This window comes from Silicimonas algicola (genome assembly GCF_003970735.1).
Lineage (GTDB): Bacteria > Pseudomonadota > Alphaproteobacteria > Rhodobacterales > Rhodobacteraceae > Silicimonas > Silicimonas algicola.
The window spans coordinates 3776337-3796695 of the sequence record NZ_CP034588.1 but is presented as its reverse complement, the minus strand read 5'-3'; the positions used below and the strand labels follow the sequence as shown (position 1 = coordinate 3796695).

At 65.5% G+C, this 20359-nt stretch carries 19 protein-coding genes; 12 read left to right on the top strand and 7 right to left on the bottom strand.

Annotated features, from left to right (window positions below; translation table 11 throughout):
• Positions 1–43: 43 nt before the first annotated feature.
• From EF888_RS18740 to murC, 3 genes are read left to right on the top strand one after another with little or no spacing between them, the layout of a single operon-like run.
• A complete protein-coding gene (locus EF888_RS18740) occupies positions 44–1210 on the top strand; it encodes a peptidoglycan glycosyltransferase FtsW (protein WP_109760907.1) in 1167 nt (388 codons plus the stop codon).
• Positions 1211–1254: 44 nt separating this feature from the next.
• Complete coding sequence (locus tag EF888_RS18735; protein WP_420902679.1) at positions 1255–2298, top strand: UDP-N-acetylglucosamine--N-acetylmuramyl-(pentapeptide) pyrophosphoryl-undecaprenol N-acetylglucosamine transferase; 1044 nt, start codon at positions 1255–1257, stop codon at positions 2296–2298.
• The gene (gene murC / locus EF888_RS18730) at positions 2295–3710 is read left to right on the top strand and encodes a UDP-N-acetylmuramate--L-alanine ligase (protein WP_109760909.1); all 1416 of its coding nucleotides are present in this window, start codon (positions 2295–2297) and stop codon (positions 3708–3710) included. The genes EF888_RS18735 and murC overlap by 4 nt, the downstream gene beginning before the upstream one ends.
• Positions 3711–3919: 209 nt before the next feature.
• On the opposite strand, the gene EF888_RS18725 is transcribed toward murC, so the two are convergent.
• Positions 3920–4903 (bottom strand): adenosine kinase, encoded by a 984-nt coding sequence (locus EF888_RS18725; RefSeq protein WP_109760910.1) that lies wholly within the window; start codon positions 4901–4903, stop codon positions 3920–3922.
• On the bottom strand, positions 4900–5544 hold the full coding sequence (gene nth, locus EF888_RS18720) for an endonuclease III (protein ID WP_109760911.1): 645 nt from the start codon (positions 5542–5544) through the stop codon (positions 4900–4902). Before nth ends, EF888_RS18725 begins: the two co-directional genes overlap by 4 nt.
• 113 nt (positions 5545–5657) lie before the next feature.
• On the opposite strand from nth, the gene EF888_RS18715 reads away from it, so the two are divergent.
• A complete protein-coding gene (locus tag EF888_RS18715; RefSeq protein ID WP_109760948.1) occupies positions 5658–6509 on the top strand; it encodes a methylated-DNA--[protein]-cysteine S-methyltransferase in 852 nt (283 codons plus the stop codon).
• 129 nt (positions 6510–6638) lie between these two features.
• On the top strand, positions 6639–7301 hold the full coding sequence (locus EF888_RS18710; protein ID WP_109760912.1) for a YiaD family glycine zipper/OmpA-like lipoprotein: 663 nt from the start codon (positions 6639–6641) through the stop codon (positions 7299–7301).
• A gap of 120 nt (positions 7302–7421) precedes the next feature.
• On the opposite strand, the gene EF888_RS18705 is transcribed toward EF888_RS18710, so the two are convergent.
• The 4 genes from EF888_RS18705 to gloB form a co-directional block, all read right to left on the bottom strand.
• Positions 7422–7943: an SPFH domain-containing protein gene (locus tag EF888_RS18705; protein WP_126918612.1), complete on the bottom strand. Its 522-nt coding sequence runs from the start codon at positions 7941–7943 to the stop codon at positions 7422–7424.
• 198 nt (positions 7944–8141) lie between these two features.
• Positions 8142–8543: a c-type cytochrome gene (locus EF888_RS18700; RefSeq protein WP_109760914.1), complete on the bottom strand. Its 402-nt coding sequence runs from the start codon at positions 8541–8543 to the stop codon at positions 8142–8144.
• 105 nt (positions 8544–8648) lie between these two features.
• Positions 8649–10979, bottom strand: a complete 2331-nt coding sequence (clpA, locus tag EF888_RS18695) for an ATP-dependent Clp protease ATP-binding subunit ClpA (RefSeq protein WP_109760915.1) — start codon at positions 10977–10979, stop codon at positions 8649–8651.
• Between the two features lie 177 nt (positions 10980–11156).
• Positions 11157–11918, bottom strand: coding sequence for a hydroxyacylglutathione hydrolase (gene gloB / locus EF888_RS18690; RefSeq protein WP_109760916.1), 762 nt, complete (start codon positions 11916–11918; stop codon positions 11157–11159).
• A gap of 63 nt (positions 11919–11981) precedes the next feature.
• Here gloB and EF888_RS18685 point away from each other — a divergent pair, with 63 nt between their 5' ends.
• The 7 genes from EF888_RS18685 to EF888_RS18655 all read left to right on the top strand — a co-directional run bounded on the left by EF888_RS18685 (position 11982) and on the right by EF888_RS18655 (position 19290).
• Positions 11982–12728: a methyltransferase domain-containing protein gene (locus tag EF888_RS18685; RefSeq protein WP_109760917.1), complete on the top strand. Its 747-nt coding sequence runs from the start codon at positions 11982–11984 to the stop codon at positions 12726–12728.
• Between the two features lie 252 nt (positions 12729–12980).
• A complete protein-coding gene (locus EF888_RS18680; protein ID WP_109760949.1) occupies positions 12981–13541 on the top strand; it encodes a F0F1 ATP synthase subunit delta in 561 nt (186 codons plus the stop codon).
• Positions 13542–15080, top strand: a complete 1539-nt coding sequence (gene atpA, locus EF888_RS18675; protein WP_109760918.1) for a F0F1 ATP synthase subunit alpha — start codon at positions 13542–13544, stop codon at positions 15078–15080. It abuts the gene before it with no gap.
• A gap of 24 nt (positions 15081–15104) precedes the next feature.
• On the top strand, positions 15105–15977 hold the full coding sequence (locus EF888_RS18670; protein WP_109760919.1) for a F0F1 ATP synthase subunit gamma: 873 nt from the start codon (positions 15105–15107) through the stop codon (positions 15975–15977).
• A gap of 16 nt (positions 15978–15993) precedes the next feature.
• Entirely contained in the window at positions 15994–17418 is a 1425-nt protein-coding gene (gene atpD / locus EF888_RS18665; protein ID WP_109760920.1) for a F0F1 ATP synthase subunit beta, read from the top strand.
• A 9-nt stretch (positions 17419–17427) separates the two neighbouring features.
• On the top strand, positions 17428–17853 hold the full coding sequence (locus EF888_RS18660) for a F0F1 ATP synthase subunit epsilon (protein WP_109760921.1): 426 nt from the start codon (positions 17428–17430) through the stop codon (positions 17851–17853).
• 99 nt (positions 17854–17952) lie between these two features.
• Positions 17953–19290: a mechanosensitive ion channel family protein gene (locus tag EF888_RS18655; RefSeq protein ID WP_109760922.1), complete on the top strand. Its 1338-nt coding sequence runs from the start codon at positions 17953–17955 to the stop codon at positions 19288–19290.
• Here EF888_RS18655 and hemE read toward each other — a convergent pair.
• Complete coding sequence (gene hemE / locus EF888_RS18650; protein WP_109760923.1) at positions 19287–20327, bottom strand: uroporphyrinogen decarboxylase; 1041 nt, start codon at positions 20325–20327, stop codon at positions 19287–19289. The genes EF888_RS18655 and hemE overlap by 4 nt on opposite strands.
• Positions 20328–20359: the final 32 nt, after the last annotated feature.

The following is a 20359-nucleotide window of genomic DNA, read 5'->3' as shown; positions in this document are numbered from 1 at the left end:
GCCGCAGACCCGGTGAACGGGCGACAGGCAGCAGAGCAGGCTCATGACGGAGATGGTCTATGGCTCGGTCCCGCGCGGGGGCGGCGAGCCGATTCTTCCCCGGTGGTGGCGCACCGTCGACAAGTGGTCCATGAGCTGCGTGCTGGTGCTGTTCGGCATCGGGCTTCTTCTGGGTCTCGCCGCGTCTCCCCCTCTCGCCGAACGGAACGGATTTTCGGCGTTCTATTACGTGGAACGGCAGGTCTTCTTCGGCGGCGCGGCCCTGATCGCCATGTTCGCGATGACGCTGATGTCGCCCCGCACGGTGCGGCGACTGGCGGTGATCGGCTTCGCAATCTCGTTCCTCGCCATGATGCTTTTGCCCTTCATCGGCACGGATTTCGGCAAGGGCGCGGTGCGCTGGTTCTCGGTCGGCTTCGGTTCGATCCAGCCGTCGGAGTTCCTGAAGCCAGGCTTCATCGTCCTTGTCGGCTGGATGATCGCTGCTTCGAACGAGGTCGCCGGCCCGCCGGGCAAGTCCTATTCCTTCGCACTGGCTCTGGCGGTCGTGCTGCTTCTCGCGCTCCAACCCGATTTCGGACAGGCGAGCCTGATCCTGTTCGCCTGGGGTGTTATGTATTTCGTCGGCGGCGCGCCGTTCTACATCCTGGCGGGGATCGCCGGTCTGGTCTCGGCGGGCGCCATGTTCGCCTATCGGGGCTCCGAGCACTTTGCGCGGCGGATCGACGGGTTCCTGTCGGCCGAGGTCGATCCGAACACCCAGCTCGGCTATGCCGCGAACGCGATCCGCGAGGGCGGCTTCTTCGGCGTCGGCGTGGGCGAGGGGACAGTGAAATGGTCGCTGCCGGATGCGCACACGGACTTCATCATCGCGGTGGCGGCCGAGGAGTACGGGCTGATCCTCGTCCTCGCCATCATCTTCCTCTACGCGACCATCGTCCTGCGTTCGCTCTTCCGGCTGATGCGCGAGCGCGATCCGTTCATCCGGCTGGCGGGGACGGGGCTGGCCTGCACCTTTGCGATGCAGGCGATGATCAACATGAGCGTGGCCGTCCGGCTTCTGCCGGCCAAGGGGATGACGCTGCCCTTCGTCAGCTATGGCGGGTCGTCTCTAGTGGCAGGGGGCATCATGCTTGGGATGCTGCTGTCCTTCACGCGGGCCCGGCCGCAGGGCGAAATCCGCGACTATCTCGTCCGGAGCGGGCGGTGAGCGCGCCGCATCTGGTCATCGCGGCGGGCGGCACGGCGGGACACATGTATCCCGCGCAGGCGCTGGCCGAGGCGATGCTGGCGCGGGGCTGGCGGGTGACCCTGTCAACGGATGCGAGGGGCGCGCGGTATACCGGCCAGTTCCCGAAGGGCGTCGAGATACGGCGGGTCGCAAGTGCGACCTTCGCGCGGGGCGGCGCGCTGGCCAAGCTGGCCGCACCGTTTCTGATCGTGGGCGGCGTCGTGACGGCGGCGACGCGGTTCCTGTCGGATCGCCCGACCGTGGTCGCCGGTTTCGGCGGCTATCCGTCGATCCCGGCGCTGGCGGCTGCCTGGATCCTGCGGGTGCCGCGGCTGATCCATGAGCAGAACGGGGTGCTGGGCCGGGTGAACCAGGTCTTCGCGCGGCATGTCGACCGCATCGCCTGCGGGACCTGGCCGACGAAGCTTCCCGCCGGCGTCGAGAGCGTGCATGTCGGCAACCCGGTGCGGGGGAGCGTGCTCGTCCGCGCGGCCGCCCCCTATCCGCCCTCGGACGGGACGATTCGCATCGTGGCCTTCGGCGGCAGCCAAGGCGCGCGGGTAGTATCCGACACCGTGCCCCTGGCCATCGCGCGCCTGCCGGACAGCCTGCGCGCGCGGCTCGAGGTGGCGCACCAGGCGCGGCCCGAGGACGATGCGCGGGTGCGCGAGATCTATGACAAGGCCGGCGTCAGCGCGATGGTCGAGCCGTTCTTTCCAGACATGCCCGACCTGATGGCTGCGGCGCACCTGGTCGTCTGCCGGTCGGGGGCGTCGTCGGTCGCAGACCTTAGCGTGATCGGACGACCGTCGATCCTGATCCCTCTCGCGGCGGCGATCCGCGACGAGCAGACGGCGAATGCGCGTGGGCTGGTCGATGCCAATGCGGCGATCCTGGTGCCTGAATCCGCGCTTGACCCGGCTTCGCTGTCGGAACAGATGATGACTGTGCTCACCTCGCCCGATGCCGCGAAACGCATGGCCGCGAACGCACTGACCCAGAGCATCCCCGACGCGACGGACCGGCTGGCCGGCCTTGTCGAAGAGCTTGGACGGAGAGAGACATGAACGCAGCCGCAGCGACGAAACTGCCGACCGAGATGGGGCCGATCCACTTCGTGGGGATCGGGGGCATCGGGATGTCGGGCATCGCCGAGGTGCTGATCCGGGCGGGCTACACCGTGCAGGGGTCGGACCTGAAGGCGTCGAAGATCACCGACCGGCTCGCAGCGATGGGGGCCACGATTTTCGAAGGTCAGAGGGCTGGGAACCTGGAGGGCGCAGAGGTCATCGTGATCTCGTCGGCGATCAAGAAGGGCAACCCGGAACTGGACGAGGCGCGGCGGCTGGGTCTGCCGGTGGTGCGGCGCGCCGAGATGCTGGCGGAGCTGATGCGGCTTCGCTCGAACGTCGCGGTGGCGGGGACGCATGGCAAGACCACGACCACGACGATGGTGGCGGCCCTTCTGGATCACGGCGGGCTGGACCCGACCGTCATCAACGGCGGCATCATCCATGCCTACGGGTCGAACGCGCGGGTCGGCGCGGGCGAGTGGATGGTGGTCGAGGCCGACGAGTCGGACGGGACCTTCAACCGGCTGCCCGCGACCATCGCCATCGTGACGAACATCGATCCCGAGCACATGGAGCATTGGGGGTCGATCGAGGCCCTGCGGCAGGGGTTCCTGGACTTCGTGTCGAACATTCCGTTCTACGGGTTGGCCGTACTTTGCACCGACCACCCCGAGGTACAGGCGCTGGTGGGGCGCGTGACGGACCGGCGGGTCGTGACCTTCGGGTTCAACGCGCAGGCGGACGTGCGCGCGGTGAACCTGCGTTACGAGGCCGGGATCGCACAGTTCGACGTGGAATTGGCCGACGGCATGGTCATCGAGGGCTGCACCTTGCCGATGCCGGGGGATCACAACGTCTCGAACGCGCTGGCGGCAGTGGCCGTGGCGCGGCACCTGGGGATGAAGGCGGCCGAGATCCGCGAAGCTCTTGCGAACTTCAAAGGCGTCAACCGGCGGTTCACGCGGGTGGGCACCGTGGGCGGCGTGACGGTCATCGACGACTACGGCCACCACCCGGTCGAGATCGCGGCGGTGCTGAAGGCGGCGCGGCAGGCCATCGAGCCGGGCGCGCGGGTCATCGCCGTCCATCAGCCGCACCGCTTCACGCGTTTGTCGTCGCTGTTCGAGGATTTCTGCACCTGCTTCAACGAGGCCGACGTCGTGGGCATTGCCGAGGTCTATTCGGCTGGCGAGGACCCCATTCCGGGCGCAACGCGCGAGGATCTGGTGGCCGGGCTGATCCGGCACGGTCATCGTCACGCGAGGGCGGTGGTATCGGAGGACGACCTGGAGCGTCTGGTGCGCGAACAGGCGCGGCCGGGCGACATCGTCGTGTGCCTTGGTGCGGGCACGATCAGCGCCTGGGCGAACGGGCTTCCGGAGCGTCTTACCCGCTCGGCGGCGTGAAGGGCGGGGGCTCTGCCCCCGCACCCCCGGAGTATTTCAGCCAAGAAGAACGAGAAAGGGGCGCCCCTGCTGAGGGACGCCCCGGAAGAAGTCGCCTTCTCCTTGGGCGGTCATCGGCGCTCCCGCCTGTACCGCCAGAGTACCCTCGCCGGGATCGGTTTCTTCTTGGTTAAAAAACTCCGGGGTCCGGGGCGGAGCCCCGGCGTCCCTCAGATCAGCTGTTCGCGGCGGAAGAGCGCCTTGAGGTCGGTCTCGGGGCGGGCGCCGAAGTGGCCGATGACCTCGGCGGCGGCGGCGCAGCCCATGCGGCCTGCCGTTTCCAGAGACTGGCCGGTGGCGTACCCGTAGAGGAAGCCTGCGGCGAACTGGTCGCCCGCTCCGGTCGCGTCGACGGGCACGACGCGGCGCACGGGCACGCGCGCGGTCTCGTCGCCCTGCACGAGGATGACATCCTCTCCCGAACGGGTGCAGACGACGAGGCCGGAGTCGGCCGCCGCCTGCTCGAGCGCCGACGACAGGTCGGTCTGGTAGAGCGATTCCCATTCGTGGCGGTTGCCGATGACGTAGTCGAGGTCGCGCACGAGGTGGCGGAAGCTGTCGCGGTGACGGTCGACGCAAAACGGGTCCGAGAGCGCGATGCCGGCCTTGCCGCCCGCACCGCGACAGAGGCGGGCGGCGCGTTCGAAGGCCTCCTTTCCCGAAGGCTTGTCGTAGAGATAGCCCTCGAGGAACAGGATCCGCGCCGCGCCCGCCACATCGTCTGCCACGTCGTCGGGGCCGAGTTCGGAGGAGATGCCGAGATAGGTGTTCATCGAGCGCTCGCCGTCGGGCGAGACGAAGATCATCGAGCGCGATGTCGGCAGGTCGCCGCCCGCGACGGGCGGGTTGACGAAGGCGGTGCCATCCTCTTCCATCGAGCGGGCGTAGAAGCGCCCCAGGGCGTCGTCGTGGACGCGGCCGATGAAGCCGGTGCGCAGGCCGAGGTTGCCGAGACCGGCAAGCGTGTTCGCGACAGATCCGCCGGGGGCCTGCACGCGGTCCTTCATCGCGGCATAGAGCATTTCGCCCCGCTGCCGCTCGACCAGTTGCATGATGCCCTTCTCGATCCCCATGAGGTCGAGGAAGCTGTCGTCGGCGGAGGAGATGACGTCGACGATCGCATTGCCGATCCCGACCACGTCGAAGGCGTTCATGGGGTCTTGTCCTCGTAGGCGCAGAGATCGCGGATCAGGCAGTCGGGGCATCGGGGTTTGCGGGCAAGGCAGATGTAGCGGCCGTGCAGGATCAGCCAGTGGTGCGCGTGGCGCTGATATTCGGCGGGCACGTTGTCCTCGATGGCGCGCTCGACGGCGTCGACGTCCTTGCCGGGTGCAATGCCTGTGCGGTTGCCGACGCGGAAGATGTGTGTGTCGACGGCCTGGGCGGGGTGGCTCCACCACATGTTGAGAACGACGTTGGCGGTCTTGCGGCCGACGCCTGGTAAGGCCTGGAGGGCGGCGCGCGACGAAGGCACCTCGCCGCCGTAGTCGTCGACGAGGATGCGGGCCATCTTCATCACGTTCTTCGCCTTGTTGCGATAGAGGCCGATGGTCTTGATGTGCTGGGTCAGAGCCTCTTCGCCGAGGTCGAGCATCTTCTGCGGCGTGTCGGCGACCTTGAAGAGGGCCCGGGTCGCCTTGTTGACGCCGGCGTCCGTCGCCTGGGCCGACAGCGCCACGGCGACGAGGAGGGTGTAGGCGTTGAGGTGCTCGAGCTCGCCTTTCGGCTCGGGCTCCGCGGCGTGGAAGCGGGCGAAGATCTCGCGGATCGTGTGATAGGGAAGCTGCCTGGCCATCGGGTTCGTTCTGGCGGATCGGCCGTGGGGCGGCAAGCCTTTCCCGCAGGATCCGGGTCGCAGGTCAGGCCGGCCCTGCCTAGTTTCGTGACAATGACAGAAGGATCGCGATGATGACCGCCATGACCCAGATCGAGACCGGATATCACTATGACCTGATGCGCCGCGCCATCGAGAGGCTGGACGGCACGGACGGGCGCGAGCTGACGCTGGAGGAGATCGCGGCCGAGATGCACATGAGCCCCGCGCATTTCCAGCGCATCTTCAGCCGGTGGGCCGGGGTGTCTCCGAAGCGCTATCAGCAGTGGCTGCGTCTCGACCATGCGAAGGCGCTTCTGGCCACGCGGCACACCACGCTCGAGACGGCCGACCTTGTGGGCTTGTCGGGCGGGGGACGGCTGCACGATCTTTTCGTGCGATGGGAGGCCATGTCTCCCGGCGATTACGCGAAGGGCGGGGCGGGCCTGGAAATAGCCTGGGGCTGGTTCGACAGCCCGTTCGGGCCGGTCCTGGTGATGGGCACCGAGCGCGGCATCTGCGGCATCGGCTTCGCAGCCGAGGCCGGGTCTGCGGCGACGATGGCGGATTTGCGGTCGAGGTGGCCCGACGCCACGTTCGTCGAGGACCGGGCGCGGTTGGCACCGCTGGCCGAGGCCGCCTTCCCGACGGATGGACAGGCGGCGACGCCGAAGTTGTTCCTGATCGGGGCGCCGTTCCAAATCAAGGTGTGGGAGGCACTGTTGCACGTTCCGACAGGCCACGTCACGACATACAGCGACATTGCCCGGCTGATCGGGCATCCGAAGGCGGTGCGCGCGGTCGGCAGCGCCGTCGGTCGCAATCCGATCTCGTGGTTGATCCCGTGCCACAGGGCGTTGCGAAAGTCCGGAGGGTTGGGCGGCTATCACTGGGGCCTTCCGGTCAAGCGCGCCATGCTGGCCTGGGAAGCGGCTGAGACTGCCTGATATGGCATAACAGAGGCGTGAATTTGCCTAGCAGGGCGCAGAAGCCCAAGTTTCCTCTCGTGACCGCTGGCAATGTGGAACCTTTCGCATATAGCGGCGTTCGAGATGTGCAAAGAAAAAGGACACCTCATGTCTATCTCCAAGACTTCCACGCTTTTTGGCGCGGCCGGCCTGATGGCCCTCGCTGCCTGCGGCGATCCTTCCACCTACCCTGGCACCGACGGCGACCGCACCCGTCAGGGCGCGCTTGCGGGCGCGGCAGTGGGCGCCGTTCTCGGCGGAACCCGTGAAAGCGGCAGCGACCGGATTCGGAACGCCGCCGTCGGCGCGGCAGTCGGCGCTGCTGCGGGTGCGGCCATCGGCTATAGCCTGGACCGCCAAGCGGCGGAACTGCGCAACGATTTCGGCAATGGCCAGATCGACGTGATCAACACCGGCAATGCACTCATCGTGCGGATGCCCGAGGCGATCCTTTTCGCTACCGACAGCGCCACGCTGAACGCGACGCTCGCGTCGGACCTGCGTGTTCTGGCCAACAGCCTGAACAAGTATCCGCAGTCGGTCGTGACCGTCACCGGCCACACCGACAACACCGGCTCGGCCGCCTACAACCAGGACCTGTCCGAGCGCCGTGCGATGGCCGTGTCGTCGGTCCTGCGCTCGTCGGGCGTCTCGGGATCGCGAGTCCGGACCATCGGCGCGGGCGAGAGCCAGCCGATCGCCACCAACGCCACGGCCGCAGGCCGTGCGCAGAACCGTCGCGTGGACATCACGATCACGCCGACGAACTGAGATCGATTTCACGAGTGACGAGTGGGAAGCGCCGGGCCTTCGGGTCCGGCGTTTTCTTTTGGAGGGTGTGTGGTGGTCGGCTATGGGGACAAGAGGTTGGCGTTTGATCTGATCACGCTCTTATTCTTGGATACAGTCTTCAAGGCTCGCGAAGGAGCGAAGAAAGTTGACGCCATACTCCTCGAACGCCCCACGATTCTCACGAAGGGTGATTTGCAGGTAGTTTGAGATTGTCTCCCTACTAAAGCTAGAAACCTCTGCATTCTCGTGAGCCTCTTGCACCTGCTTCTCGATCACAGAAACGGCGACCGCTTCTTGACCTTTGGTGTAGTAAACCTCCAGGTCGGAGATGTTCCAAAAGACTGAAACTGTGATTTCGCATTGGTCCTCAGGCCACCAGATTTCGACATCCTCACGTCGCTCAAAGAGCGTGTTTTCAATCCAAACAGTTTCCACCATGGGCACGCAAATGTGTAATCCAGGACCTACTACACGCTTCACATTTCCACTTTTGTCCAGAACGAGGGCATCGCTTTCTGGGCGAACTGTAAACAAGCCGCAATCAGTTGAGGACGTTTGGGCGACAGCAAGAACAGGAAACACCGCTATCAACAGTATTAAGGTCCAAACGCGCACTTCCACTTACTCCGTTCCGGCCTGTCACGCACAGATCGCTCTTTCGGCTGTATAGCAAAGACTGGTTTTGCGACCAGCAGTTTAGCAGTCTTCAACGCGCCTCTCGCACAGCATGACTAATGGCGATTGCCCCATGACCTCGAAGCAGACCTGACCGAAACACTAACGGGTCTCCGACGAACGAATAGTGCCTGCCGGTTCCGCCTAGCGCTGAAGGTTCTCCAGGTGCCGGGCCAGCGCCAGAAGGCGCGCGGGGACGGGACTGGCGATGCCGTCGCCGGTGTCGACCATCAGGACAGTCCCTTTCGAGAGGGTGCTTCCGAATTCCGGCATGACGTGGGTGCCTGTCTGGACGCGGGTGTATCCGTCGATGGTCGAGAGGACCCGCGCCATCGGGAAGCGTCCGCCGTTGCGGGAGGAGAGCGCGGTCAGATCGGCAGGTCTGACGGGAAGCGAGGACGCCGCCGGTCCGTCGCCGCGACCGGATGTGCCGTGACAGGCCACGCAGAATTCGCTGTAGAGGTCGGCTCCGGTGACGGTCTTGACGGGTGCGCAGGCGATGGCGAGCCCCGCGGCCAGAGCAAAACCCGCGATGTGTTTCAGCATGGCTGCTCTCCCTGCCGTTTCCGCGGTCACCGTATCAGCGGCCCCGGCCAAAAAGAAAGCCCCGCGCGAGGCGGGGCTTTCAAAGGCATTTTTTTGGTCAGGCGATCATTCGGCGGTGAGAAGCGGAGGCTTCTTCTTCGACGAGATGCGCTTCGTCGCCTGCTCGATCCGGAGGTCAAGTTTGCCCTCTTTCACGCCGACCTTGACGATGCCGCCCTGGGCGAGCTTGCCGAAGAGAAGCTCTTCGGCCAGCGGCTTCTTGATCGTCTCCTGGATGACGCGCGCCAGCGGACGGGCGCCCATCTTGTCGTCGTAGCCCCTGTTCGCCAGCCATTCAGCGGCCGGGCGCGTCAGCTCGATATGGACGCCGCGGTCCATGAGCTGGGCTTCCAGTTGCAGGACAAACTTCTCGACCACCTGGAGGATGACCTCTTTCGGAAGCGGCGCGAAGCTGATGACCGCGTCGAGACGGTTGCGGAACTCTGGCGTGAACATGCGTTCGATCGCCTCGGTATCCTCGCCCTCGCGCCGGTCGCGGCCAAAGCCTATGGCGGCCTTCGCCATGTCCGACGCGCCCGCGTTCGAGGTCATGATGAGAACCACGTTGCGGAAGTCGACCTGCCGGCCGTTGTGGTCGGTCAGCTTGCCGTGGTCCATCACCTGCAGAAGGATGTTGAACACGTCCGGGTGCGCCTTCTCGATCTCGTCGAGGAGGAGAACGCAGTGCGGATGCTGGTCGACGCCGTCGGTCAGAAGTCCGCCTTGGTCGAAACCGACATAGCCCGGAGGCGCGCCGATGAGGCGGCTGACGGCGTGCTTCTCCATGTACTCGGACATGTCGAAGCGCAGAAGCTCGACGCCAAGGGAGTCGGCGAGTTGCTTCGCGACCTCGGTCTTGCCGACGCCCGTCGGGCCGGCGAAGAGGTAGTTTCCGATGGGCTTTTCGGGCTCGCGAAGACCGGCGCGCGACAGCTTGATCGCCGAGGCCAGCGCCTCGATCGCACGGTCCTGTCCGAAGACGACGCGCTTCAGCGACGCCTCGAGGTCGCGCAGGACGGCGGCGTCGTCCTTCGAGACGTTCTTCGGCGGAATGCGCGCGATCTTGGCGACGACATTCTCGATCTGCGGGACGTCGATGGTCCGTTCGCGTTTCTCGGGCGCCACGAGGTGCTGCGCCGCTCCGGCCTCGTCGATGACGTCGATGGCCTTGTCGGGCAGCTTGCGGTCGTTGATGTAGCGCGCCGACAGTTCGACGGCCGTCCGGACCGCGTCGTCGGTGTAGACGACGCCGTGATGCTCCTCGAAATAGGGCTTGATGCCCATGAGGATCTTCACGGAATCCTCGACGGTCGGCTCGTTCACGTCGATCTTCTGGAAGCGCCGCGACAGGGCGCGGTCCTTTTCGAAGTGCTGGCGGAACTCCTTGTAGGTCGTCGATCCCATGCAGCGCAGCTTGCCGCCCTGGAGCGCGGGCTTCAGCAGGTTCGAGGCGTCCATCGCGCCGCCCGAGGTGGCGCCGGCACCGATGACGGTGTGGATCTCGTCGATGAAGAGGATCGCGTCGGGATGATCCTCAAGCTCGGTCACCACGGCCTTCAGCCGTTCCTCGAAATCGCCGCGATACCGGGTGCCCGCGAGAAGCGCGCCCATGTCGAGCGAAAAGATGGTGGCGCCCTGAAGAACCTCGGGCGTCTGCTTCTCGACGATCTTCTTGGCCAGACCTTCGGCAATGGCGGTCTTGCCGACGCCGGGGTCGCCGACGAGGAGCGGGTTGTTCTTTCGCCGGCGGCAGAGCACCTGCACGCAACGCTCGACCTCGGGCTCGCGCCCGATCAGCGGATCGACGTCGCCCTTGAGGGCCTTGACGTTGAGGTCGACGCAATACTTGGACAGGGCGGATTCCTTGCCGTCCTCTTCCGAGGCAGACGTGGAGGAAGACGCCTCCTCCTCGAACTCGTTGGCGCCCGAGACGGGTCGCGTTTCGCCGAAGGACGGGTCCTTGGCGACGCCGTGCGCGATGAAGTTGACGGCGTCGTACCGGGTCATGTCCTGCTCCTGCAGGAAGTAGGCGGCGTTCGACTCACGCTCGGCAAAGATGGCGACGAGGACGTTGGCCCCCGTCACTTCGGTCCGGCCCGAAGACTGGACATGGATCGCCGCGCGCTGGATCACGCGCTGGAAGGCGGCGGTCGGTACGGCTTCGGATCCTTCGATCTCGGTCACCAGGGTCGAAAGATCGTCGTCGATGAAATCGTTGAGTGTCTTGCGGAGCTCATCGAGATCAACCGAACACGCCTGCATCACCTTCGCGGCATCAGGCTCGTCGATCAGCGCCAGAAGCAGATGTTCCAGCGTCGCGAGCTCATGCCTGCGCGAATTGGCTATCGCCAGCGCAGCATGGATCGCATCCTCGAGCGTCTTGGAAAAAGATGGCACGCTCACAAGCTCCTTTCACAAGGGTCGGAGGGCGCTGAGGGCCCATCCAGACCGTGGCCTCATAGTGTTAGAGTTCGGTTAGATTTCCGAACCTTCAAGCCTTTTCTCGTCGCAAGGCCTCACATTTTCGGACCCGCGTTCACGCTGCTACGGAAAACGAGAGAAATTGTGGCGACATCAGAACGAATCCTTGCGACGCCTGATTTCGCCGAACACCTCGGCGTCGCTTCGTCCGGTCATATCTAGGAGCATTTTGACATCATCCAAGCCCGCCCGGAGGAAAGGATTGGTCTCGAGCTCGGTCGAGAGCTTGGACGGCACCGTCGGCTCGCCGCGTTCGCGGGCTTCGGCGACCATGCGGAGGCGTTCCTTCAGGGCGATGTTGTTGGGCTCGATGGTCAGGGCAAAGCGGCCGTTGGCCTCGGTGTATTCGTGGCCCGAGCAGATTGTCGTGTCGCGGGGCAGGGCGGCGAGCTTTGACAGGCTCTGCCACATCATCGGCATGGTGCCTTCGAAGACGCGGCCGCAGCCGAGCGCCATGAGGCTGTCGGCGGTGAAGGCGGCCTTGGCGTCGGCAAGGTAGAAGGCGATGTGGCCCACGGTGTGGCCCGAGACGTCCATGACCTGCACGGTGGACCCGGCGAAGTCGAAGCTGTCGCCGTCGCCGATCGCGTGGTCGAGCGGGGGAAGGCGGTGCGCGTCGGCGGCGGCGCCCCGTACGGTGGCACCGTAGCGTCCGCAAAGCTCGGCCACACCTTCGACGTGGTCGTCGTGGTGATGGGTGATCCAGATCTCGTCGAGCGTCCAGCCGCGGCCGTCCAGAGTTGCCGCGATCGGAGCGGCTTCGGGCGCGTCGACAAGAGCGGTCCGTCCGTTGCCGTGGACGAGGAAGGCATAGTTGTCCGTGCGGCATGGAACGGTGACGATCTCGAATGACATGGATTCAGCCCTTGTTGCGGTTATGCTTCCGCCGGACTGTCGGACAAAGGACCGCGCGCCGCAATGCACCTCGACGTGCTCGACCTCAGGACTTTCTACTATCGGACCCGGCTGGGACGGACGGCGCAGCGCGCCATCCGCGAGCAGGTGACTGGCTTCTGGCCCGAGGCGCGGGGCCTGAACGTCGTGGGCTTCGGCTTCGCTGCGCCGCTGCTTCGACCCTACCTTGCCGAGGCGCGGCGGGTCATCGCCCTGATGCCGGGCCAGCAGGGGGTGATGCCCTGGCCCGCCGGCCTGGACAACGTGTCGGTGCTTTGCGAGGAGAAGCTCTGGCCGATAGAGACCGACAGCGTCGACCGCCTCGTGGTGCTGCATGGCCTCGAGACGAGCGAGGACCCCATCGCGCTTCTGGACGAGTGCTATCGCGTGCTGGCGCCCGAGGGCCTGGGTCTGTTCATCGTGCCGAACCGTGCGGGCCTGTGGTCACGGCGCGACGTGACGCCCTTCGGTTTCGGGCGGCCCTATTCGCTTGGCCAACTCGAGGCGATGGTGGCGGCGATCGGACTGATGCCGCGGCGGCACAGCGCGGCCCTTTTCCATCCGCCAAGTCCCAAACCCTTCTGGCTGAAGACGAGCGCCTTCTGGGAGAAGCTGGGCAATCACGTCTCGAACCGTTTCGCGGGCGGCGTCCTGGTCGTCGAGGTCTCGAAGCAGGTTCCGGCGCCGCCCCGGACGGGCCTGCCCGAGGCTGTGCGACGTCCGCTGAGAGTGCTGGAGGGCATCGCCGCACCCGAGCCGAAGGCGATCTGAGAGCGGGAATCGTGACGCCCGACCGTGAAAATCCGATTGTTTCGCGGTCCATTCGGTCGCACCCGGCGTTAACCCTTTGAAATCACTTGTGGGGGTCGCGCCGGGCACGCCTCCCAACATGTTGCGAGGCTGAAAGTCCTCTGCTACACGACCGCTGATTTGTTCGAGGGCGCGCCTTGCGGATGCCCCGAACCTTGCGCCGGACGCTTCCGCCAACCGGCCTCGCCGAAGAACAACGTGGAAAGGGGACACGTGTCAGAATCTGCGTCAATCTCCACCGGCATCGCGTCGCGCTATGCGACGGCGGTGTTCGAGCTGGCCAGGGACGGCAATGCGCTCGATACTCTCGAGCGGGACATCGAGACCCTCGAAGCCTCGTTGTCGGACAGTGCGGATTTCCGCGATCTTGTCCATTCTCCGGTCTACTCGCGCGAGCAGCAGGGCAACGCCATCGGCGCCATCGCACCAAAGATGGGCCTGTCCGACATGCTGGCCAACACGCTGCTCCTGATGGCGTCGAAGCGCCGCCTGTTCGTGTTGCCGCAGCTTCTGGCGGGCCTGCGCGCCCGCATTGCGGACGCCAAGGGCGAGGTGACCGCCGATGTGCGCTCCGCGACCGCGCTGACCGCGGACCAGGAAAAGGCGCTTGCCGAGGCTCTGAAGAATTCGGTCGGCAAGGACGTCAAGATGAATGTGACCGTCGATGAAAGCCTCATCGGCGGACTAGTGGTCAAAGTGGGCTCGAAGATGATCGACACCTCGATCCGCTCGAAGCTCGCGGCTCTCCAGAACACGATGAAAGAGGTCGGATAAATGGCAATCCAGGCAGCCGAGATTTCGGCAATCCTCAAGGATCAGATCAAGAACTTCGGCCAGGACGCCGAAGTCGCCGAGGTCGGCCGCGTGCTGAGCGTCGGCGACGGCATTGCCCGTGTCTACGGCCTCGACAACGTCCAGGCGGGCGAGATGGTCGAGTTTCCGGGCGGTATCATGGGGATGGCGCTGAACCTCGAGAGCGACAACGTCGGCATCGTGATCTTCGGCTCGGACCGGGATATCAAGGAAGGCGATACCGTCAAGCGCACGAACTCCATCGTGGACGTGCCGGCGGGCGACGCGCTTCTCGGCCGCGTGGTCGACGGCCTGGGCAACCCGATCGACGGCAAAGGTCCGATCTCGACCTCCGAGCGCCGCGTCGCGGACGTCAAGGCACCGGGCATCATCCCGCGCAAGTCGGTCCACGAGCCCATGGCGACCGGCCTGAAGGCCATCGACGCCATGATCCCGATCGGCCGTGGCCAACGCGAGCTGATCATCGGGGACCGCCAGACCGGCAAGACCGCCGTGGCGCTCGACACCATCCTGAACCAGAAAAGCTACAACGACGCCGCGGGTGACGACGAGTCGAAGAAGCTCTACTGCATCTACGTCGCGATCGGGCAGAAGCGCTCGACCGTGGCCCAGCTGGTGAAGAAGCTCGAGGAAACCGGCGCGATCGACTATTCGATCATCGTCGCCGCGACCGCCTCGGACCCGGCGCCGATGCAGTTCCTCGCCCCCTATGCCGCGACGGCGATGGCGGAATTCTTCCGCGACAACGGCCGCCACGCGCTCATCATCTACGACGACCTGTCGAAGCAGGCCGTGGCCTATCGCCAGATGTCGCTTCTTCTCCGCCGTCCGCCCGGACGCGAAGCCTATCCGGGCGACGTCTTCTACCTGCACTCCCGCCTGCTGGAGCGCTCGGCGAAGCTGAACTCGGACCACGGCGCGGGATCCCTGACGGCGCTGCCGATCATCGAGACGCAGGGCGGCGACGTGTCGGCGTTCATTCCGACGAACGTGATCTCGATCACGGACGGCCAGATCTTCCTCGAGACCGAGCTGTTCTATCAGGGCGTCCGTCCTGCCGTGAACACGGGTCTGTCCGTGTCTCGCGTGGGCTCTGCCGCACAGACCAAGGCGATGTCCTCGGTCGCTGGTCCCGTGAAGCTGTCGCTCGCCCAGTACCGCGAGATGGCGGCCTTCGCGCAGTTCGGTTCGGACCTCGACGCCTCCACGCAGCGCCTGCTGAACCGCGGCGCACGCCTGACCGAGCTGATGAAGCAGCCGCAGTATTCGCCGCTGACCAACGCCGAGATCGTCGTCGTCATCTTCGCAGGTACGAACGGGTATCTCGACAAGGTCAGCGTGGCTGATGTGGGCCGCTTCGAGCAGGGTCTTCTGAACCACATGCGGACCAAGCGTCAGGACGTTCTGGACTGGATCACGAACGAGGATCCCAAGATGAAGGACGACAACGCCAAGACGCTGAAGTCGGCCATCGACGAGTTCGCCACGGACTTCTCGTAAGACCGAAGCCGGAAGGAAACCCAGATGGCCAACCTCAAGGATCTGAAGAACCGGATCAATTCGGTCAAGTCGACGCGGAAGATCACGCAGGCCATGCAGATGGTCGCGGCGGCCAAGCTGCGCCGTGCGGAAGAGGCGGCGGAAGCCGCGCGGCCCTATGCTGCGCGCTTCAACGACGTTCTCGCCGGTCTGGCGCAGGGCGTGGGCGAGGGCGGACCGCGTCTTCTGGCAGGCACGGGATCGGATCAGACCCATCTTCTGGTCGTGATGACTTCCGAGAGGGGGCTCTGCGGCGGCTTCAACTCGTCCATCGTCCGGCTGGCGAAGACGCGGGCGTCGCAGCTTGTAGCGCAGGGCAAGACGGTCAAGATCCTGACCGTCGGGAAGAAGGGCCGCGAGCAGATGCGCCGGGACTGGGGCAATTACCTTGTCGGGCACGTCGACCTCTCGGACGTCAAGCGTCTGGGCTACACCAACGCGCAGGATATCGCCCGGGACGTGCTGTCACGGTTCGATGCGGACGAGTTTGATGTCGCCACGATCTTCTTCGCCGAGTTCGAAAGCGTCATCAGCCAGAAGCCGACCGCAATGCAGATCATTCCGGCGACCTTCGAGGCGAGCGAGGATGGGGCCTCTGAATCCACCGTGTTCGACTATGAACCGGGCGAGGAAGAGATCCTGCGCGAGCTTCTGCCGCGGGGGATCGCGACCCAGATCTTCACCGCGCTCCTTGAGAACGCGGCGTCCGAGCAGGGCGCGCGGATGAGCGCGATGGACAACGCGACCCGCAACGCAGGCGACATGATCGACAGGCTGACGATCCAGTACAACCGGACCCGCCAGGCCGTCATCACCAACGAGCTTATCGAAATCATTTCGGGCGCCGAGGCGCTCTAAGACCGGAGAACCAGAAATGGCTAACGCAAAAGGCAAAGTGACCCAGGTCATCGGCGCCGTCGTCGACGTGCAGTTCGGCGACCACCTGCCCGAAATTCTGAACGCGCTCGAAACCGACAACCACGGCAACCGCCTTGTGCTCGAGGTGGCGCAGCACCTGGGCGAGAACACCGTCCGCACCATCGCGATGGACTCGACCGAGGGTCTCGTGCGCGGTCAGATCGTGACCGACACGGACGGCCCGATCATGGTGCCGGTCGGAAACGCGACGCTCGGACGTATCCTGAACGTCATCGGCGAGCCGGTGGACGAAAAGGGTCCCGTCGAAGCGACCGAGAAGCGCGCCATCCACCAGCCTGCGCCGGCCTTCGCCGAACAGTCGACGGAGTCTGAAATCCTCGTCACCGGCATCAAGGTCGTCGATCTTCTGGCGCCGTACTCCAAGGGCGGCAAGATCGGCCTCTTCGGTGGTGCGGGCGTCGGCAAGACGGTTCTGATCATGGAACTGATCAACAACATCGCCAAAGTTCACTCGGGCTACTCGGTTTTTGCCGGAGTGGGCGAGCGGACGCGTGAGGGCAACGACCTCTATCACGAGATGATCGAATCCGAGGTCATCAAGCCGGACAATCTCGAGGAATCGCAGGTGGCGCTGGTCTATGGCCAGATGAACGAGCCGCCGGGAGCCCGCGCGCGCGTCGCCCTGACCGGCCTTACGCTGGCCGAGCAGTTCCGCGACCAGTCCGGGACCGACGTGCTGTTCTTCGTCGACAACATCTTCCGCTTCACGCAGGCGGGTTCCGAGGTGTCGGCTCTTCTGGGCCGTATCCCCTCGGCCGTGGGCTATCAGCCGACGCTCGCGACCGACATGGGCACGATGCAGGAGCGGATCACCTCGACCAAGGCCGGCTCGATCACCTCGATCCAGGCCGTGTACGTTCCTGCGGACGACCTGACCGACCCGGCGCCGGCCACGACCTTTGCGCACCTCGACGCGACGACGGTGCTGTCGCGCGCGATCTCGGAGCTTGGCATCTATCCGGCCGTGGACCCGCTCGACTCGACCTCGCGCCTCATGGACCCTGCCATCCTGGGCGAGGAGCACTACAAGGTGGCGCGCGACGTGCAGGGCATCCTTCAGCGCTACAAGTCGCTGCAGGACATCATCGCGATCCTCGGGATGGACGAGCTTTCGGAAGACGACAAGCTGACCGTGTCGCGGGCCCGCAAGATCCAGCGCTTCCTGTCGCAGCCCTTCGACGTGGCGAAGGTCTTCACCGGCTCGGATGGCGTGCAGGTGCCACTTGAAGACACGATCGCGTCCTTCAAGGCCGTCGTCGCGGGCGAGTACGATCACCTGCCCGAGGGCGCGTTCTACATGGTTGGTGGCATCGAGGACGTGAAGGCGAAGGCCGAGCGTCTGGCCGCCGAAGCAGCGTAAGGGGACCCCATGGCTGACACGATGCAATTCGACCTGGTGTCGCCCGAGCGTAAGGTCGTCTCGGGGCAGGCGAAGTCCGTGCGGCTTCCCGGCACCGACGGCGACATGATGGCGATGCCTAATCATGCGCCGGTCGTGACGACCCTGCGTCCCGGCATCGTGGTCGTCGACATGGACGGCGGCGAGCAGGAGTTCGCCGTGACCGGCGGCTTCGCGCAGATCATGCCCGAGGGGACGACGATCCTGGCCGACGTGGCGATGCCGCGGAGTGAGGTCACGTCCGAGTTCCTGAACGACGCGATCGCCAAGGCGCGGGCGGACCATGCGGAGGCCGAAGGCTCGGCGGCGGACGACATCGCCAAGTTGCTGGGCGACCTCGTTGCGATGGGCGACCACATCGGCCTGCCCACGGACAGCCGCGTCCCGGCGCCCTGACCGGACCCACACCAGGATCACGCGGGCGTGGCCTTAGGGCCGCGTCTTGCGTTTCAGGGGTGGCTTCCCTCGGAACGTCGAGCACCGCATAGTTGAACCATGCGTTTCATCTTCGTCCTTTTCTCGCTCGTCGTCTTTACCCTCCCAGCCTCCGCGCAGGACGCGCCTTCGGCCGAAACCACCTCGCCCGCGGACGTGGCGATCGCGCCGGGGGCGCGGGACGACGAGATCGCGAACCGGATCGCGCGCATCCTCGATGCGACGGGCTGGTATGCCGGGACGCAGGTCGCCGTAGAGGACGGGATCGTCTTCCTCGACGGGGCCACTGACAGCGACGAACACCGCACCTGGGCGCGCGATCTTGCCTCGAAGACGCAGGACGTCGTCGCTGTCGTGAACCGAATCTCGGTCGACCAGGAGGCCGACTGGACCTTCGCACCGGCCGTGTCGGCGCTGCGGGAGGTCTCGACCCGCCTGCTGACCGCGCTTCCGCTTCTGGTCCTCGCGATGATCGTGCTGCCGCTGACATGGTGGCTGTCGTCCATCGTGGCGCGGGCCCTGCGGCGCGTGTTTCTGGGACGCGTGTCGTCGCCTTTCCTCGGGTCGGTCGTGGCGCGGCTTCTGGCGCTTCCGGTTTTCCTCGTCGGTCTCTACATCGTGCTTCAGGTCGCGGGGCTGACGCAGCTCGCCGTTTCGGTGGTGGGCGGTGCGGGCGTCATCGGCATCGTCTTCGGCTTCGCCTTCCGCGACATCGCCGAGAACTTCCTTGCGTCGCTTCTGCTGTCGATCCGGCAGCCGTTCAGGGCGGGCGACATCATCGAGGTCGAGGGGATGCACGGGTCGGTCCAGTCGATGAACACGCGGTCGACCGTGCTGATCTCGCCCGAGGGCAATCACATCCAGATCCCGAATGCGACGGTGTTCAAGAGCGTCATCACCAACTTCACCGTCTCGCCCGAGGGACGCGACGACTTCACCGTCGGCATCGGATATGACGCGTCGATCACTCGGGCGCAGGAACTGATCGGCGATGTTTTGGCGCGGCACGAGGCGGTGTTGGCGGAACCTGCGCCGATGATCCTTGTCGATGGGCTTGGATCGTCGACCGTGACGCTGCACGCCTATTACTGGCTGAACGTGCGCGAATATTCCCTGCTCAAGGTGAAGTCGTCGGTCCTGCGGCTGACCAAGAAGACGCTGATGGATGCCGGCATCTCGATGCCCGACGACGCGCGCGAGATCATCTTCCCTCAGGGCGTGCCGCTTCTCGACCAGCGCCGGGGCGACGACGCGGCTGCCGAAATCCCCGCGCCGCGGGAAAGCGGGGCCGAAAGCACCGAGGCCGAAGGCGATCTGGCGAACGACCAGGACGAGATCGCCGAGCGCGCGGGGAAGGCCGCGTCGCCGGAGGACAGGACGGACTTGCTGGAGGGCTAGGTCCAGTTTCCCGCGCGTACCGTGTCGATCATCAGGCGCACGTTGTCGGCGTCAGCATCAGGGGTGATGCCGTGTCCCAGGTTGAAGATGTGCGGGCCCCCCGCGAAGGCGCGGCAGATCGCCCGCGTCGCCTCGATCAGGGGCTTGCCGCCGGTGACCATGTGCCCCGGGGCCAGGTTGCCCTGGACGCAGCCATCGGTCTGAACGTGTTTCGCGGCCCATCTGGCGTCGACGCTGTTGTCGAGCGCTACGCAGTCCGCGCCCGTCTCCTTGGCGAAGCCTTCGTACCTCGGTCCCGCCTCGCGGGGGAAGGCGATCACGGGGATGCCCGGATGCCGGTCCTTCAGCGCGGCGACGATGCGGGCGGCGGGTGCCACGCAATAGGCGTCGAAGTCGCGACCCTTCAGCGATCCGGCCCAACTGTCGAAGAGCTTGACCACTTCGGCTCCCGCCTCGATCTGCGCGGACAGGTAGAGGACCGTGGCCTCGGTGATGCGGTCGAGCAGCGCCTCGAAGAGGGGCCGGTCCTCGTCCTTGAGGGTATGAGCCGGGCCCTGATCGGGCGTGCCGCGCCCCGCGATCATGTAGGTCGCCACCGTCCAGGGCGCGCCCGCGAAGCCGATCAGCGTCGTTTCGGACGGCAGGGCGCGTGAGAGGATGCGAACCGTCTCGTAGACCGGGGCCAATGTCTCATGGATCGCGTCGACGGGCTTGAGGCGGTCGAAGTCCGACGAAGTCGTGACGGTCGAGAGGCGCGGACCTTCGCCGGTCACGAACCACAAGTCCGCGCCGAGGGCCTGGGGGACGAGGAGGATGTCGGCGAAAAGGATCGCGGCGTCGAACCCGAAGCGCCGGATCGGCTGAAGCGTGACTTCCGCTGCAAGCTCGGGCGTATAGCAGAGCGACAGGAAATCCCCCGCCTTCTCGCGAGTCGCGCGATACTCGGGGAGGTAGCGGCCCGCCTGTCGCATCATCCAGATCGGCGGGATGGGAAGCGTCTCTCCCGCCAGTGCCCTCAATAACAGTTTACGGGTCATTCCCTGTCCTCTTGCGTCTCTCTCTGGTCACG

What these genes read in the sequence shown, in the direction of transcription:
- EF888_RS18740 (WP_109760907.1), top strand. Translation starts at nt 44, where the DNA reads ATGACGGAGATGGTCTATGGCTCGGTCCCGCGCGGGGGCGGCGAGCCG.
- EF888_RS18735 (WP_420902679.1), top strand. Translation starts at nt 1,255, where the DNA reads ATGTATCCCGCGCAGGCGCTGGCCGAGGCGATGCTGGCGCGGGGCTGG.
- murC (WP_109760909.1), top strand. Translation starts at nt 2,295, where the DNA reads ATGAACGCAGCCGCAGCGACGAAACTGCCGACCGAGATGGGGCCGATC.
- EF888_RS18725 (WP_109760910.1), bottom strand. Translation starts at nt 4,903, where the DNA reads ATGAACGCCTTCGACGTGGTCGGGATCGGCAATGCGATCGTCGACGTC.
- nth (WP_109760911.1), bottom strand. Translation starts at nt 5,544, where the DNA reads ATGGCCAGGCAGCTTCCCTATCACACGATCCGCGAGATCTTCGCCCGC.
- EF888_RS18715 (WP_109760948.1), top strand. Translation starts at nt 5,658, where the DNA reads ATGACCGCCATGACCCAGATCGAGACCGGATATCACTATGACCTGATG.
- EF888_RS18710 (WP_109760912.1), top strand. Translation starts at nt 6,639, where the DNA reads ATGTCTATCTCCAAGACTTCCACGCTTTTTGGCGCGGCCGGCCTGATG.
- EF888_RS18700 (WP_109760914.1), bottom strand. Translation starts at nt 8,543, where the DNA reads ATGCTGAAACACATCGCGGGTTTTGCTCTGGCCGCGGGGCTCGCCATC.
- gloB (WP_109760916.1), bottom strand. Translation starts at nt 11,918, where the DNA reads ATGTCATTCGAGATCGTCACCGTTCCATGCCGCACGGACAACTATGCC.
- EF888_RS18685 (WP_109760917.1), top strand. Translation starts at nt 11,982, where the DNA reads ATGCACCTCGACGTGCTCGACCTCAGGACTTTCTACTATCGGACCCGG.
- atpA (WP_109760918.1), top strand. Translation starts at nt 13,542, where the DNA reads ATGGCAATCCAGGCAGCCGAGATTTCGGCAATCCTCAAGGATCAGATC.
- EF888_RS18670 (WP_109760919.1), top strand. Translation starts at nt 15,105, where the DNA reads ATGGCCAACCTCAAGGATCTGAAGAACCGGATCAATTCGGTCAAGTCG.
- atpD (WP_109760920.1), top strand. Translation starts at nt 15,994, where the DNA reads ATGGCTAACGCAAAAGGCAAAGTGACCCAGGTCATCGGCGCCGTCGTC.
- EF888_RS18660 (WP_109760921.1), top strand. Translation starts at nt 17,428, where the DNA reads ATGGCTGACACGATGCAATTCGACCTGGTGTCGCCCGAGCGTAAGGTC.
- EF888_RS18655 (WP_109760922.1), top strand. Translation starts at nt 17,953, where the DNA reads ATGCGTTTCATCTTCGTCCTTTTCTCGCTCGTCGTCTTTACCCTCCCA.
- hemE (WP_109760923.1), bottom strand. Translation starts at nt 20,327, where the DNA reads ATGACCCGTAAACTGTTATTGAGGGCACTGGCGGGAGAGACGCTTCCC.